The 15,043-nt window shown below is 60.2% G+C and carries 11 protein-coding genes; 1 reads left to right on the forward strand and 10 read right to left on the reverse strand.

The annotated features are described in order from the left end of the window. Positions 1 to 54 precede the first annotated feature (54 nt). Complete coding sequence (ppk2, locus tag BTH42_RS13495) at positions 55 to 873, forward strand: polyphosphate kinase 2 (RefSeq protein WP_075300022.1); 819 nt, start codon at positions 55 to 57, stop codon at positions 871 to 873. 217 nt (positions 874 to 1,090) lie between these two features. On the opposite strand, the gene BTH42_RS13500 is transcribed toward ppk2, so the two are convergent. The 10 genes from BTH42_RS13500 to BTH42_RS34825 all read right to left on the reverse strand — a co-directional run bounded on the left by BTH42_RS13500 (position 1,091) and on the right by BTH42_RS34825 (position 14,941). After that, positions 1,091 to 2,683: an EAL domain-containing protein gene (locus BTH42_RS13500; RefSeq protein ID WP_083654787.1), complete on the reverse strand. Its 1,593-nt coding sequence runs from the start codon at positions 2,681 to 2,683 to the stop codon at positions 1,091 to 1,093. 181 nt (positions 2,684 to 2,864) lie between these two features. Next, positions 2,865 to 3,509, reverse strand: coding sequence for a type VI secretion system lipoprotein TssJ (tssJ, locus tag BTH42_RS13505; protein WP_075300196.1), 645 nt, complete (start codon positions 3,507 to 3,509; stop codon positions 2,865 to 2,867). Between the two features lie 32 nt (positions 3,510 to 3,541). Beyond that, positions 3,542 to 4,564, reverse strand: coding sequence for a type VI secretion system baseplate subunit TssG (gene tssG, locus BTH42_RS13510; RefSeq protein ID WP_075300024.1), 1,023 nt, complete (start codon positions 4,562 to 4,564; stop codon positions 3,542 to 3,544). A 77-nt stretch (positions 4,565 to 4,641) separates the two neighbouring features. After that, on the reverse strand, positions 4,642 to 6,441 hold the full coding sequence (tssF, locus tag BTH42_RS13515) for a type VI secretion system baseplate subunit TssF (RefSeq protein ID WP_075300026.1): 1,800 nt from the start codon (positions 6,439 to 6,441) through the stop codon (positions 4,642 to 4,644). 69 nt (positions 6,442 to 6,510) lie between these two features. Then, complete coding sequence (locus BTH42_RS13520) at positions 6,511 to 10,110, reverse strand: ImcF-related family protein (protein WP_075300028.1); 3,600 nt, start codon at positions 10,108 to 10,110, stop codon at positions 6,511 to 6,513. Beyond that, a complete protein-coding gene (locus tag BTH42_RS13525) occupies positions 10,107 to 11,264 on the reverse strand; it encodes a hypothetical protein (RefSeq protein ID WP_075300030.1) in 1,158 nt (385 codons plus the stop codon). Before BTH42_RS13525 ends, BTH42_RS13520 begins: the two co-directional genes overlap by 4 nt. Positions 11,265 to 11,278: 14 nt before the next feature. Beyond that, complete coding sequence (locus tag BTH42_RS34810) at positions 11,279 to 12,166, reverse strand: hypothetical protein (protein ID WP_143752037.1); 888 nt, start codon at positions 12,164 to 12,166, stop codon at positions 11,279 to 11,281. 2 nt (positions 12,167 to 12,168) lie between these two features. Beyond that, positions 12,169 to 12,423: a hypothetical protein gene (locus BTH42_RS34815; protein WP_143752038.1), complete on the reverse strand. Its 255-nt coding sequence runs from the start codon at positions 12,421 to 12,423 to the stop codon at positions 12,169 to 12,171. A gap of 12 nt (positions 12,424 to 12,435) precedes the next feature. After that, positions 12,436 to 13,044, reverse strand: coding sequence for a hypothetical protein (locus tag BTH42_RS34820; RefSeq protein ID WP_143752039.1), 609 nt, complete (start codon positions 13,042 to 13,044; stop codon positions 12,436 to 12,438). A gap of 937 nt (positions 13,045 to 13,981) precedes the next feature. Then, positions 13,982 to 14,941 (reverse strand): hypothetical protein, encoded by a 960-nt coding sequence (locus tag BTH42_RS34825; protein WP_143752040.1) that lies wholly within the window; start codon positions 14,939 to 14,941, stop codon positions 13,982 to 13,984. Between the last annotated feature and the right edge of the window lie 102 nt (positions 14,942 to 15,043).

Raw genomic sequence — 15,043 nt, forward strand, 5'->3', positions numbered from 1 at the left:
GGATGCGAGCGCCGGATCATGGCCCGGTTGCGCGCATCCATTGGAGACACCCAAATGACCAGCAAAACGGCGGACAACGACGCGTCGGCGAAAGAAGACCGCTCGCTTTCGGGGAAGGCTTATCGCAAGGCGCTATTCGACCTGCACGTGGAACTCGTCAAGCTGCAGGAGTGGGTCGTGCAGACCGGCGCCAAGGTCTGCATCGTGTTCGAGGGACGCGACGGCGCCGGCAAGGGCGGCACGATCAAGGCGATGACCGAGCGCGTCAGTCCGCGGGTGTTCCGGGTGGTCGCGCTGCCCGCGCCGAGCGAGCGCGAGAAAAGCCAGATGTACATGCAGCGCTACGTGCCGCATCTGCCGGCCGCCGGCGAAGTGGTGATCTTCGATCGCAGCTGGTACAACCGCGCGGGCGTCGAACGGGTGATGGGCTTCTGCTCCGAGGCGGAGGTGGCGGCCTTTTTCAAGGCGGTGCCGCTGGTCGAGCGGGCGATCGTCGAGTCCGGCATCATCCTGCTCAAATACTGGCTGGAGGTCAGCGCCGACGAGCAGACGCGGCGGCTCGAATCGCGTATTCACGACGGCCGCAAGACGTGGAAGCTGACCGACATGGATCTGAAGTCGTACAGCCGCTGGTACGACTACTCGCGCGCGCGCGACGCGATGTTCGCGGCGTCCGACACCGAATATGCTTCGTGGTACGTAGCGGATTCGAACGACAAGCAGCGCGCGCGGCTGAACATCATCAGCGACATGCTGAGCCGGATTCCTTACAAACAGATGCCGCGCAAGAAGGTGACGTTGCCGAAGCGGCAGAAGGCGGACGGCTATACGCAACCGGACTATCCGTTTAAATACGTGTCCGAAAGGTTCTGACGCGGCGGCGGTTCTGACGCGCGGCGGCGGCGCGAGTATTGGTGTTGGCCCGCGCCCAGGCTCGGGCTGGGGCTCGGGCTCGGGCTCAGGCTCAGGCTTGTGCTCGGGCTTGTGCTCGGGCTTGTGCTCGGGCTTGTGCTCGGGCTCGGGCTCGGGCTCGGGCTCGGGCTCAGGCTCGGGCTCCGGCTCGTGCTCAGGCTCGGGCTCGCCGGCGTTTTTACACCACCGGCGCGCTATCCAGTTCGCATGCGCGGCGATTGCTGGCGAGCCAGCCGGTCAGCTCGGCCGCGGACATCGCCTTCGCGTAATACCAGCCCTGCGCATACTGCACGCCCTTGTCGCGCAGCCACGCCGCCTGCCCCGCCGACTCGACGCCTTCCGCGACGAGTTCCACGCCCAGTTCGTGAGCCATCGCGATGATATGCGGCGCGACCACGCTCGAAGCCGCGTCCTGCACGATCGTATCGACGAACGACTTGTCGATCTTCAGCACGTCGACGCGAAAGCTCTGTAAATAGGAAAGGCTCGAATAGCCGGTGCCGAAGTCGTCGATATAGACCGGATGCCCGGCCGCGCGGAACGCGGCAATCACGTCGCGGGTGGTATCCGCGTTCATGAAGCTGCGCTCGGTCGCCTCGACCCGCAGCTGGGCCGGCGCGATGCCGGTGCCGGCGAGCGACGCGGTCAGCCGGTCGAGGAACCGGCGGGTGCCGAGATCGTCGCTGCTGACGTTGATCGATACGTAGAACGATGGATTCGCGCGCAGCAACGGACCCAGTTGCACGAGCGTCTGTTCGAGTACGAGATCGGTCAACGGCTCGATCAACCGGTTCTGCTCGGCAACCCGCACGAACACCTCCGGCGAGATCACGCGGCCGTTCTGGGTCCAGCGCACCAGCGCTTCCACGCCGACGCACTGGCCGTCGGCGAGCCGCATGATCGGTTGATACACGACGTCGATCCGGCGCCGCGCGATCGCCCATTCGAGCCGGGCGACGAACGACAGCTGCCGCGACACGCGCCGGTAGGCGAGCCAGCCGAGCACCCCGCCGGCGGCCACGCCGATCGTCAGCCAGCCGGCGAGCAGCTTCGGCCAGTCGCCGGCGGCGCTGCTGCGCGGCGATTTCACGACCACCGCGAGCGGCTGGGTCGTCGAGCGGCCGACCGCGTAATTCCAGTTGTCGCTCTGCGCGCTGCCGCCGTTTTTCCACACGCGGAGCATCTCGTCCGGATCGGTCCCGGTCGACACCGCGAGCAGCGTGCCCGACGGAATGTGGATGACCGCGATCGGGCGCCGCGCCGGATCGATCAGGTCGACGAACGAAGTCGGATCGATCGAAACGTAGTGGCCGTCGTGGCCGATCAGGATGTCCTTGCGCGCGTCGCTCAGCGGACTCTGACGCTGGAACCACAGGAAATAGCCGTCGGTGCCGCGGAAATCCGGCGGCGGCAGGCCCAGCTCGCTCGGCTCGGTGCCGGTCAGCAGCGGCGAGCACAGGTAGTAGCCGTTCGCATAGGCGCCGGCGTCCTGCACATAGCGGTAGTTGTAGATGACGCGGGCGGTCTGTTCGAGGTTCTCCGGCGAACAGGGCATGCCGGGCTCGCGGTTCAGATCGGCCAGCGCGGTGAGCACCTGATAGGCGACCATCTCCGCGCGGATCGTGGCTTTTTCGGCGAGGTCGCGAAGTTCGACCCGGTCGCGCCGTTCGACCTCGCGGTGCGCGACGTAGAGACTCGTGAGCACCGGGCCGATGGTCGCGACGCACCCGAGGGCTATCGAAGCGGAAATCAGCGTGATGCGCTTGATCATTTCGAAGCCCGTGCACGAGGGTGCGGACGACTGCGAGTGAATGGCGGGTTGCGCGGCGGTGGTTTCGCGGCACGCCGCCCCATACGTTCGGCATGCCGAACGTCAGACGAAAGAATACCCGGGTTTTGTGGAGGTTTTCAATGCAATTGCAACGGCGGCCACGGTAGTGCGTGGAGGCCGGTCAACCCTGCTCACGGGTAACCGATTGAGGCTTTACCGCCGCCGACGACGCCGACGACGCAGCGCTTGCCGGTACCGCCTGCTGCGGAGCGCTCGGTTTGACCGGTTGCGATTTCGCGTCGACCAGCACCAGCTGGTTTCCGATAACTTCGATTTTTACCGGGTCCGTCTTCTTCCACTGCTTCTTCGGGATACTGAGCTTCCATGCGCCGTTCCGGTCGGGTTCGCGGAAGAACGCCACCACGCCGACAAACTCCGCGTCGGGGTCCATCGGTTCGTCGATGCTTGCGCTCGCGTCGGGACGCAGCACGACGTCTTTGGTTGCCAGCAGATCCGCGTTGAGCAGTTTCAGATCGTTCGACTGCAACTGGGTGTAATTGAGTTGCGCGAAGGTCTTCTCATCCTTGAGCTGGTAGAACCTCACCACCGTCGACAGCGATTGCCCCTGCGCATCGGTGTTGATCGACGCGCGTCCCTTCAGGTCCACGTTCATCGTTTTGACCTGGGTCGTGAACGCCCATTTCGCGGCATCGACGGTGCCGTCGCCGACCGCCTGCGCGACACCGCAGCCGGCCAGGGCAACAGCCGACAGGATTGCGAGTGCGAGGCTGAGGTGATGTGCAACGGGTTTCATGTTTTTATCCATTTCGAGGTAGCCCCCGTTCGTTTTGCTGTTCTTCATGCGTTTGCTTCCCCTGCTCCGTTCCAGCGGCCAAGCTGCACGCGCGTGATGCGCGCCGATGCGTCGGCTGCGGATCGGGACGGTGCTTGCAGTTGGGCGGTAAAACCCAGATTGGTCTGGCGCGGCTCCAGCGTGGGTCTGGGCATCAACTCCGCTCGCACATGCATTTCGAGGTCCGCTTCGCTCTCGTAGCCGAGATAGAAACGCAGCAGCGTCATGATCTCGCGATGCGTGGGCTGCCCCGGCACCAGCGACAACACGGTTTCGCGCGAGACCGGCGTGATCACCACGCGGACCACGTTCGCGCGGTCATAAAAGCCGCGGCCGAGCAGGCACTGTTCGCCGAGCGCGGCCGGTTCGAAATCCGTAACTTCCCGCCAGACCGGATGGAATTCCTCGACCGTGATCGCGGCGTCCGGTACCGCGTGCCGCAACACGCCGGCGAGGCCTTCGGCGGTGCGCGTTTTCTGCATCGCGAGGCCGAGCATCGACAGTAGGCGGCGCTTGTCGGCTACCTCGGCGAGCCGCTGGCGCGCGCCGGCGGGTTGGTGTTTTGCGCCGGTCGCGGAATGGGCCAGACGTGCGGGCGCGCTGAATCCGAAGCCGGCGAAGCTGAGCAGATAGCGCGACACCGGATCGGTGCCGTCGCGTCTGAAGCCGACCGGGTACCGGTACTTGCGTGCGACCCGATAGAACTGCGTGATGATGCGGTGATGGAAGATGTCGAGAAACGCCGCCAGCGGCTCGGCGCCGTCGCGATGCTGCGCAACCTCGTCGATGAAATACGCGGGCATGCGCGCATCGACACCGTAGAGTCCGAGGAAGGTCGTGACCACCGACGGCGGCCCATAGGGATTATCGATGTCGTATCTGACGGCGTCGATCTCCCGGCCGGGGAAACCCAACTGTGCGCGCGAGCGGAACCGGACCGGGTCGGTCGAGGGCGAATCGGTTGTACCCAGCGACGGCGTGTCCGGAGCGGCCAATTCGAGCAGTTCGCAGAAGCGGATGAAGTTCATCCGCGTCGCCTGATCGAATAGCGCGGGCAGTAAGGGCGTAGGGTTCGCCGGTGCAGCGGCGCGCCTCGTATATGCGTTCAAAACGGCGCTCCTTCGCCCTTCGTTTCAGGCCATTCGATACGGCGTCCGGTCGGCTGCGCGACGAGCACGAGCTTCGTATAGAGATTCAACGTCGCGTAGAGGCCGATGAAACGGTTGAGCATGCTGCCGAAGAGTTCGATGTCGCCATCGCCGGCGAAGCGGCCCGAGTCGAGCGTCACCGTGATTTCCACGCCGCGCATCAGTCCGCCCTTCACGAGCTTGCTGAGCGGCCGATGCCGCACATCGGTAATCGCATTGATGCGCCGGCTGTTGAGCTCACCATCGGTCCAGTCGTAAAGCGCGAGCGAACCGCGCAGGATTTCCGCGTCGAGCAGCGACAGGTAGTTCGGCGCGAGATGCGAGAGGACGCGCCAGTGGTAGCGGTCCCCTGTCGGCGGATAGACCGGCAGCGTCGGCGCGGTGAGATTGCGGACCGCGCCGATGTTGGTGAAGCCGCCGCGCATCCGCGTAATGCCCGCTTCGCGCAGCGCCTTGCGCGGCAGCATCCCGTTGGTGCCGGTCACCGATAGCGTCAGCGTTTCGGTGGGCAACGTGTTCGCCTGCTCCCATGCATGGCCGCCGAGCACGATCCACGTATCGAACCGACCGGACGGCCCCCGCCGCATGCGGGTGTGGTAGTAGCGCTCGGGCATGTCGTGGCGCAGCATGCCGCCGCGATGTTTGAATGCGGCGAACGGCACGTATTCGAAGCGCCGGCCGCGCTCGAAGTACTCGACGCCATCGACCGAATAGATGTCGATCAGCGAACCCTGCTCGGCCCGCGCTCGCACGCGATACTCAGTTTCGTGCTGCGTGACCGTCACAGGATCGGCCCCGACCGTGAAGAGGTTGATGACCGGCGTGCAATAGAGACGCACGTTGTCCGCGGTGAAGCGCATGTCGTCCGGATACGGCCGTTCGAGCACGACCTCGACGTCGACCGATGTGGCCGACGCGGGGAGCGCCTGCAGATCGAGTCCGAACAGATCGACGAACATGAACTTCTCGGGGAACGTGAAGTATTCGAGTAGCAGCTGGTAGCCGCCGAACGCGTTATCGGCTTTCGGCCACAAGCGTTCCTCGGCGGCGAAACCGGCTGGTGCGAGGCGCAGGCCTGGCATCGCGACCGGTGCACCTGGGCGGTCTTCGGGCCAGCCCGGTACACGTACCTGCATCGCTACGGGCTTTGCGGTGAGTGCGGCGTAGAGGGAGAGCGCGACTGGACGATCCGCATTCAGGTATAGGCGCAGACGCGGCACCTGAAGCCGTGTGCGTTCGGTTTGCGTCTGGATGTCGAGACGCAAACGGATCACGGAGCGTCCGTCCTCGCGCGCATAGACGCCGGCCTCGCTCAGCACGAGCGGGTACATGTCGACCGCCTGGGTCGTGCGGTACACGCACTCGGTTGTGACGTTGCCCTCGCCGACCGGGTCTGAGGTCGCCTCAAGACCAGCTTCGAGTGTTTCGTGCTTCTGCAGCGCGCCCTGTTCGGGAATGAGTTCGAGGATCGCGAGCGATGGGATCATCCGCAAATAGTGCGGCCACAGCATGCTGACGAGACCTTCGGTGAGTTCGGGCAACTCGTCATCGAGCTTGTGGCGCAGACGCCCCATCAGGAAAGCAAAGCCTTCGAACAGGCGCTCGATGTGCGGATCACGCTCGCCCACGCGATCGAGGTCCAGTTCACGCGCGCGATCGGGAAACGCCTGCGCGAACTCCTTGCCGGCCTCGCGCAGGTAGCGCATTTCTGCCTCGTAATAGCGCAGGATCTCGTTATCTCGGGTGGGGTCTGTCATGGTACGGATTCTTTGTCTGGCTATGCGTCACGCTTTTCGACAACCGCTTTTGCGGGTCGCGCGAATCGATCATTGCGGTACTTGCCCTTGCGGAATGGGCATGAACGCGTGCTTTGCGGCGGCCAACGCTGCTTTAGGCAACGGCGGCGGGCCGCTTACTTTGGGCGCTTTCGCGCCGGGCACGGCGGGCTCGATAAAGATGCGCGTGGGCAACGTGAAACCTCTGAGCGCGAGCAGTTCCAGCGGACCCTTGCCCACGTCGGTGCGCATCAGGTAGCGCAATGGACGGGTCATGTTCGACGGTGCCGGCGCGCGCGGCGCCTGTGCTGTCAGTGTCGCCGCGTCTTCCGCTTCGTCCGTCTGCTTCGGAGCGGCCTTGATATCCGCGTTGTCAGGACGGGCCAGCCATGTCAACTGATACGTCGCGCTATCGACCGGTTCGACGCTGGCGTGCTCGAGCATGCGCACGAGTGCCCATCGGCCGCTGTATTCGAACGTGCTGTTGGTGCCCGCCGAATCCGTTTGCCACTCGATGCGTGTGCCGGCGCTTTGCGGATCGCTCGATGGCCACGTCATCGTGTGCCACGTTTGCAGCTGGTTGTAGTAGTGCAATGTCTGGGCGTCGAGGGTGAGCAGCGTATCGGTGATGCCCGGCGTCGGCACCGGCTTGAGCGCGAACGTGTATTGCGGCTCGCCCTGCGCGAGCAGGTGACCGGCGATCTGCTGCAGCGTGTTGATCGCTTTGAGGAATTGCGGATCGAAAGCACGCGTCATGCTGCCCGCGCCCGTACCACCCGACGCCGCTACCCACTGATCGCCCTGCAACTGCAATGCGCCGGCAAGCTGGGTGGACAGGAAGGTGGTGATCAGGCCGCCCTGCGGACGCACGAAGCGTGCGAACTCGGGCAGCGACGCATCGTTGGCAGTGCTCGCGAATGGATAGCGTCCGGCGAACGAACGGTTCCATGCGGCGACGATCGTCTGGCGCCATGCATCGTTCAGGCTTGCTTTTGCCGGGCGGAGAACCGTCTGCGTGGCCTGCTCGATCGGCTGCACGAACAACGCGTTGCCCATGCCGGCCCATTGTTCGCCGAGGCTTGCGGCGACGAGCTGCGCGTAGGCTAGCGTGTCGGAGAGCTCCGAGCCCTTGCCCTGGAAGAGTGTTTGGGCGATCTGGCGCGCCTGGTCGTCGGGGTCGGCGCTGTCGCTGATCTGCTGCAGCTTCAGTCGCAGTGTCGTCACGCGCTCCGTGAAGCGCTCCATGCTTACGTCGCTGCCGGCCGCGGGTGCCGGGTTGCCGCTGTTCGCCACGCCGACCAGTTTGAGCACGGGTCCGAAGGTGGCATCGAGCGGTCCGGCCGGTGCGGTCTGGGCCGTTTGCGGGCCGTCGTCTTTCCTGCCGAGCAGGTTCTGCGCCTTCGTGACCAGCGCATCCGAAAGCGACGCCTGCTGGATGCCCGCGCCGCCCTGCCAGGCGAGCGACTTCATCAGCGCGATGAGCGGCGATTGGCGTGCATCGGCGATGAGCTTGAGCTGACCGACGGCTGCCGGCAACGTCGGCGCGGTTTCGGACCGGATGCTGTTCATGAAATCCTGCCAGCGCTCGGCGTAGTCGGAGAAATAATGTGCTCGCAGGGCTGTACGTAGCGCGTCGGGAGGCATTGCCGTGCCGGTCTGTGAGTCTTGTGAGTCTCCTGTGTTGCCTAGCACCCAGTTGCCTTCTACGCCATTGCGTTGGGCGGCGTCGTCGATTGCTGCTTCGATCGAGCCTTCCCAGGCCTGGCGCGTGAAGACACCGGGGACCGTCGCCGATGTCGAGAACAGGCCGCGCGTGTCCGTGCCTGCCGTGAGCGACGCCAGGGTCTGGTCGGGGTACTTGTGGCCTACCGAATCGACGATGCTCTGGTAGATCGTGTCCTCGGAGTTCTTCACGCCGATGATCGCTAGCAGCGTCTGGCGCGCGTTGCCGACGAGATCCTCGCGCGGTTGGATGCGCCAGTCGGGGTGGGCTCGGAGGTGTTGGGCCCAGAAGCTCATCAGCTGGGTGGACAGGTCGAGTTTTTCGCCCGGTCGAAGGCCGGTGTCGCGGTTCCAGTGATGCGCGAGCTGCGGCGTCATGAACGCGGGATCGGCGCGTTGCGGGTCGGCCATCATCAGGTAGGTCTTCAGCGCCCGCTGGCCGTCCTGCGCCATCTGGCTGGTCTGGTCGTCAATCTGGTCGGTCGGCATCTGGCCGAGGTCGATGAGCTGGCCTTCGATGTCCTGCTGGACGGGGGCGATCAGGAGCGGTTTTGCGGCTTGCGCGTAGGGGGTCCATAGCGCGTTTAGCACGGCGCGGTCGTGGTTCAGGCCGAAGCGGGTCAGTAATGGCGTGTGTTCCTGCACGCGTGCCTCGTGCAGGCTGATGCGCTGTTGCAGGCCGTGCAGCGCGCGTAGGCGGGCGGGGGTGTCGGTTGCGTGGGTCAGCGCTTGCAGCGACTCCTTTGTGAGCATCACTTCGCGGGCGTTGGTCATGCCGGAGATGAGCATGCCGGTGGTCCATACGGCGATGAGGGCGAGCGCGATGGTCGAGGTGATCGTTACCGGGTTGGTGAAGGTGCGGCGGCCCGGTGTACGGTTCGCAATCTCTGTCAGGTAGCGCCAGAGCGGCAAACGGGTGTTATCCCACGACGCCGATGTCGATGCCGATCCGCCAGCAATGGCCAGCGGCGCGAAGAACGCACCACCGACTGGCATCGCACGACGCTGCCAGTCGGAAAGACCGGTAATCCAGCGCGCGAGCGGCGCCGCGCGGGTATCGAGCCGCTTTGAAAGCTCCGACGTGTACGCGTCGTCCGGATTGGCGACGAGCTGATACACGCTACGGTCCGCGAGCCGGTCGCGTAGCTCGAACAGCGCCGATTCAACCGCGGACGCATTGAGCGGACGGCGGAATTCACAGCCGGTGACTGGCGTGTCGAACCGGTGCACAGGATCCGCGCCGGCGATGTCAAGGACAAACACTGGCGCCGACCAGCGCAGAATCTCTCTGATCCCGGCAAGGTGTAGACCCCAAAGATTCTTTTCGTTCGGATGGTCAAGCAAGAGGGTTCCGTCATCCAGCACGACTGCGATCGCATCGAGCGGACGGCTGCAGCGTAGCTTGCGAATCTGACGCAACCACAGTTCATCCAGACGACCGTCGGCGCGCAGGCCGCCCCAGAGCAGCACAGCGTCGTCGGTCACCAGCGAGCCCTTCGTGGCCAGTTCCGGCATCAACGCGGTCACGGTCGCGGCGTCGCCCGCAACCAGCACCCAAGGTTGTACGTAGGCCCAGCGAAACCATCGTTTCTGCTTCAGATGCGACTTCAGGTCCTGCGCCCACAGCACGACCTGCTCTGCACGATTCTTCGCGGCGTTGGCGGTCGCATCCGTTTTCTCTGCCGGCTGCGCACCCTGCTCTTTCGATGTCTGCTGGATCGTGTCGCGTTTCTGCCGGCGTCGCTGAATAACAAAACCGATCCCGGCGATGGCGAAGAGTCCAGCAGGAATAAGAAAGTTCTGATAGCGGGTAATCCACCCGACCAGATACTTTGAGTCCACGGTAAAGAAGAGAAACCACGCGACTATTGCAATGAGCGCGGCAATGATCAGAACCCGTCCCACGATACGTTTTTTTTCGCTCTTCAAACCGTTGTTTCCTTTTGAGGCAGGGGCAAGACCGTGCACAGATGCAGGGATTCAGATTCGGGCTCGCGCCAGGCAACCAGTTGCGGGCCGGCTCCGCGCATCGCTTCCATTGCGATCGCGAGGGCGATCCAGCCGCTGGCCGGGCCGGGTAGTCCCAAGGACTTGTCGAGCAGACGTTCGACTGTGGCGTCCGTCGGATCTTGTGTTAGCGCCGAGCGGATGGCAGTCGACTCGGCCTCTTCGCAGCCGGTGAACCACGCAAGTGCCAGACGGTCGGGAGGGACCTGGTACTCCTTGATCTGGGTGAGGCCGATTTCTCGCGTGTCGCGTGTGCTAGTCATAGGGCGGAAGATGACACCTGCATGCGACGAACCAGGTGCAATGAGAAAGGCCGCAGCTCCTTCGCTGAATCCGTGCTGCTCTTCTCCGTCTCGCCACAGTTGCGCGGCGATCACAAGCCGCATGGCTGGATCGACCGTGTCCGTCTGCCGCGTAATCCAATCAACACCGCCTTCTGCCGATTGGGCTTCGACGTGAAATATCGTCCCTGGAGCGAAAGCGGAAAAAGTGCGCATTACCTGATTAGTCCAGGCGTCCTCCTGTCCAAGCGACGAATCGTCCAGCATCAGCGTAACCAGCACCTCTTTGCGAAGCCGGAGCTTGTCGGCAAAGCGCCGTGCAACCAGATGCAAGAGGCGTGTGCGCCGAAACGCTGTCCCACGGTTCTTCGTCCAGTCATACATCACGCTGCGGTCGCTGTTCGTGGGCAAGTCGGTTGCTGCCCCGGCGAAACTGGCAATTTCGTCTGTGGCAGCAGGAAAGGCAGCTACATCGATGACGCACAAATCGCGGCGTGTCCATTCACGCCACATCCCTCGAAGCCGGTGCTGCTCCTTTTCGGATTCCTCTGCGTCAGTCTGATCATCTTCCCACTGGTCCAGCTTTGCACCAAACACGAACGCGCAGGCCACCAGCGGCGCACCAATGAGCGTGGCCCAGAACTGTAACGTCTGTGTCGACTTGCCGTGAGGCCATAGCAGCAACACCGCCCCCACTGCTCCAGCAGCAATGACGGAGAGCGTCGGAAGCCACAGCCGCCACGCGATCGGCTTGGGGTATTCGATTTTTGTGAAAACTGGAATAGGCCAGGACATCGGGGATTTTTTAACTATTTGATTTGTTCGTGCGCGTGAGCGATGTGGGTCGGACTTTGCGTGGCTTTAGCTTGCGGGGGATCGTACGAATCGTTCTTGCCGTAGGCACAATCGCCGACTGTACGCGCTGAATATTGGATTCTGTACTTTCCGATTGACCCGGTCTTCGGTGCTACTGTATTCGATAGTTCAGGCAAGGTCAGACAATGAAAATTGCTTGTATAAAACGTGATGCGTTCGCCAGCAGATCCAATAACGGCGAACTCGCCTTCGGAAACTCCGCCGGGGATAATTTCATAACCACGAACGGAAAATATCCTTTTTCCATTTGCACTATATACGATCGTCGTTTCCTGAGACGGATCAGGATTTTCATGATCAGCACATAAGGCGATATGGTAGCTACCGTACTCAATGCCCAGTGGAGTAGCGCATTTTTTCGATATAGCATCCTGCAGCCAAGGGAATCCCGTTCGATATTTAATGAGATGCTGCTCGCCAACAGCTGCTTCCGGATCAAATTGGCGCAGAGGCGTTAAGGAGCACGATACTCCAACCGATCGGTTTCCTTCGTTCGAATCAAAGCCGGATTTGTAGACACAATTTGTATACGGGCTGCCATCCATCTGAATAATGGGAACGACAATGTCATACTTGTTGCGCGATCCGTCCGTAGCTATTCTAATGAGTGGAGTTCCGGCGGTGGAATTCTCGACAATTGATGACATCGCCCCGTTACTGATGAGTACATTGGGAAAACGACCAAGACTCGTCTCCCCACTATATAGAGACAACACACCATCCTTTGTTGAGAATGATAACGTAAATGTTGGCGCAGAAAAGGCGGAAAAACATGTCCATGCCGACGCAAAGATGACAAAATTCGCGAGTCGCTTTAACATTTTTATAACTCCGGAATCGCTTTGAATCGAACCGCGAAGCCAGCAATTTCCTGAGCGCAGGCAGGTTCGTCTGTGGCAGCAGGGAGGGCAGCTACATCGATGACGCACAAATCGCCGTGAACATTGGCGGTCATAGCCCTCCGACCGCTGAGCTCGACCGATGACGAAACCGAAACTTCGGCTATTACCGACTCGCAGGCGATGAAAAAAATTCCGGCAACGATAAGTGATTTAATGAATCGCGACATGATCGGCACAGCAAATTCGCTCTATTTCGACAGCGGTGAGCTGGCGGCACTCGCCGGCAGCGCAAGTTCCGCATCACTACAGTAGTGCGTCAGGGCCGGATTGGCGTTGGGCGGACCGTACTCTGAATGCTTCGGATCAAAGGAAATCGTGTAACTGCGCGCCTGCGTATCGCCGATTTTTTCGCTATAGCAATCGCGAGTGACATGAAGGTTGAGCCAGCCCGTCGACGCATCGATAGCACCGGCCTTGAGGCTGGTAAAGAAGTCATCCGCCACTTGGACATATTTCCCGTCGCGGCACTGTGCGAACAGCATGAAGTGAACCACATCGTTGAGCCCATATGCGCCAGTAAAGTCTTTGATGACATAGTCGCGACGTTTGTCGGTATTAAGATGTAGACGGCTATCCACAAATGTCTTGCCGTAAGCTTGTGTATAGAGACAATCTCCAACACCATCGGCGCGGCATACACTCACCCGATTATCTTCGTGTTCCTCGATCGCAAACTTTTCGACGCCGTCATCGGCGCACGCAGCACTCATACCGCGAGCGGCATGGCTTGATTGGACCGAGAGACTGCACGCAGCGATGGCCATCGCCAGAAGAAGATTTCGAAGTGCGGCAGTCACCAAAGCTTTCCTAACCATCGTTTCGTCCGTTCAGTCATCACGCTTTATAATTCAATCAATTATTCGTCCAACTACCAATCAAATTTAACCTTGATTGCATTTCCGATTTTATACAACTCGTATCGGAGTTGCATTTGTTGCGTTTTGCAATCCATTTTCGTTGACTACTTTGAAGAGCCCGAAGATCGTCCCCGCTGTCTCGAAACTGTTTCGCCAGTATCGAGTAAGTATTGAATACTGGTGTCAAATGCCCGTAACTCGTAAGAGTCGCATATTGTGCGCTCAGCTCCTTCGGCCACCTTGCTGCAGTCAAACGATGCTTTTACGTCGGAGAGGTTGTTGATCTTTTTTAAGATCAGTACCGACTCATCTCTCCAACGAAGATAGACTCTATCGTTCGTTTTGACGATCCACGCGCCCTGAATGGAGTTCGTGGCATCCCCTCCGAGATCTCCCTGCCATCGCCCTTCTTCACACTTAAGCAAAACGACAGCGTATTGCTGTGTCTTGCTTACATCTAACTGATAATCTAGAACCGGATCGGAGTCGACCTGATCTAGCGAGTTGTATCCACCCATGCTTCTCTGACGAAGATGAGGAAATATTAGATAAACGTAATTTTCTTTAGGTCGAGTACATTGGTCTGGAAAGTCATATTCGCCGTTGGACACTAATGTAGTGTCGAATGTGAATATTCTTCCTACCAACCGAGGGTCATCCCACTGAAATTCGGTTCTACGCCCTGAAGCCGTATTCAAATTCATCGACTCAACCTGCCACTTTCCCGAAAGATATCGCGGAAGCGCAGAGGAGTTAGTTCTGGCCGCATCCTCAGGCGCAACGGCTGATGAATGTAGAGGAGCCGCAGCCATTGACGAGCCACACGCGGTGAACAATGTCACCGACGTGAGGATTGAATCGATGATTTCAGGCCTCATTAGTAAACACGAGATGCGATAAAAAACTTATAGATCTTCCCTGAATCAATGGAGCGCCATTTTCCTGCGAAAGCATCGCTTGAGCCATACCCTTCAAATATGGCAGATTCTTGTTTGACGCCGTGGCCTCCAGGGACTGACTCTCGTAAATTTAGCTTTCCATCAGCGAAGCTTCCGGCCAGTTTTATTTTTTCATTCTTGCCGATGTAAATATAATTTCCGGTCAAATTGAGAGGACCGCCAGATTGCTGCAATTCGACATCAATCCAGAGCCGTTGGCCGATCCATCCGCCATATCGTCCAAATGTTTCTTTTCCAGATTTACAATTACGCAGGCAAAGTAGTGCCCCTGCGTCAGGTTCATCTACTCCGGGGAAAAAATACGTTGTGCTCTGATTCGAGGCAAGGCTGTAAACGGGGATATGGACCACCAACCCCTGCGCTTTGGCAGCACTGATGACGCTATCTTTCTCCACGGTCAACGAATCAGGCTGTCGAACTGCGCCGCAGAGAGCCGCTTTCGCCGCATCAAACGGAGAAGCGTGCTTCTCAGGCTGGACGTCACCTCTGCACTCGTAGCCACTCCAGTACACTTTTGGCGACGTCATGGCAAAGCCCCTCGAAAGGGAGACCACCCGTTCGACACGCGCTGATCCATTTACGTAAGTAAGGAGGAGTAGATCCCAGCTTCGTGAGGAGGAGGTGTTGCTACGTTCAACAATGTAGTATTTTCCCGATTTCAGCAGAGAATAGCTATCAAAAACGGTTTGCTGAAGGGGTAAATCGAAGATCTTTTCATGAGATACGGAATTCCGTAGAAAACCATCTTCATCAATAGCGATAGCGCAACCAGATTGCGTATCACAGGTCGTTATACCTGGAAGCTGATAAGACGCGGCAACGCATACCTTTACCATCAGTAAAGGTAATAGAAAAATCGAAAAGAGGATTTTTCGCATGGATGCGACCTTATCAACTGTGTGTTTCATAACTGAATAGTGGTCACGATCAGTCCGCCTCAGCCCACTGAAAGATTTTTCATTGTTGCGGCATCGTCGCGC

The sequence above is a fragment of the Burkholderia sp. SRS-W-2-2016 genome, from assembly GCF_001931485.1.
In the GTDB taxonomy this organism is placed as follows: domain Bacteria; phylum Pseudomonadota; class Gammaproteobacteria; order Burkholderiales; family Burkholderiaceae; genus Paraburkholderia.

What these genes read in the sequence shown, in the direction of transcription:
- ppk2 (WP_075300022.1), top strand. Translation starts at nt 55, where the DNA reads ATGACCAGCAAAACGGCGGACAACGACGCGTCGGCGAAAGAAGACCGC.
- BTH42_RS13500 (WP_083654787.1), bottom strand. Translation starts at nt 2,683, where the DNA reads ATGATCAAGCGCATCACGCTGATTTCCGCTTCGATAGCCCTCGGGTGC.
- BTH42_RS34825 (WP_143752040.1), bottom strand. Translation starts at nt 14,941, where the DNA reads ATGCGAAAAATCCTCTTTTCGATTTTTCTATTACCTTTACTGATGGTA.
- BTH42_RS34810 (WP_143752037.1), bottom strand. Translation starts at nt 12,166, where the DNA reads ATGTTAAAGCGACTCGCGAATTTTGTCATCTTTGCGTCGGCATGGACA.
- tssJ (WP_075300196.1), bottom strand. Translation starts at nt 3,509, where the DNA reads ATGGATAAAAACATGAAACCCGTTGCACATCACCTCAGCCTCGCACTC.
- tssG (WP_075300024.1), bottom strand. Translation starts at nt 4,564, where the DNA reads ATGAACTTCATCCGCTTCTGCGAACTGCTCGAATTGGCCGCTCCGGAC.
- BTH42_RS13525 (WP_075300030.1), bottom strand. Translation starts at nt 11,264, where the DNA reads ATGTCCTGGCCTATTCCAGTTTTCACAAAAATCGAATACCCCAAGCCG.
- tssF (WP_075300026.1), bottom strand. Translation starts at nt 6,441, where the DNA reads ATGACAGACCCCACCCGAGATAACGAGATCCTGCGCTATTACGAGGCA.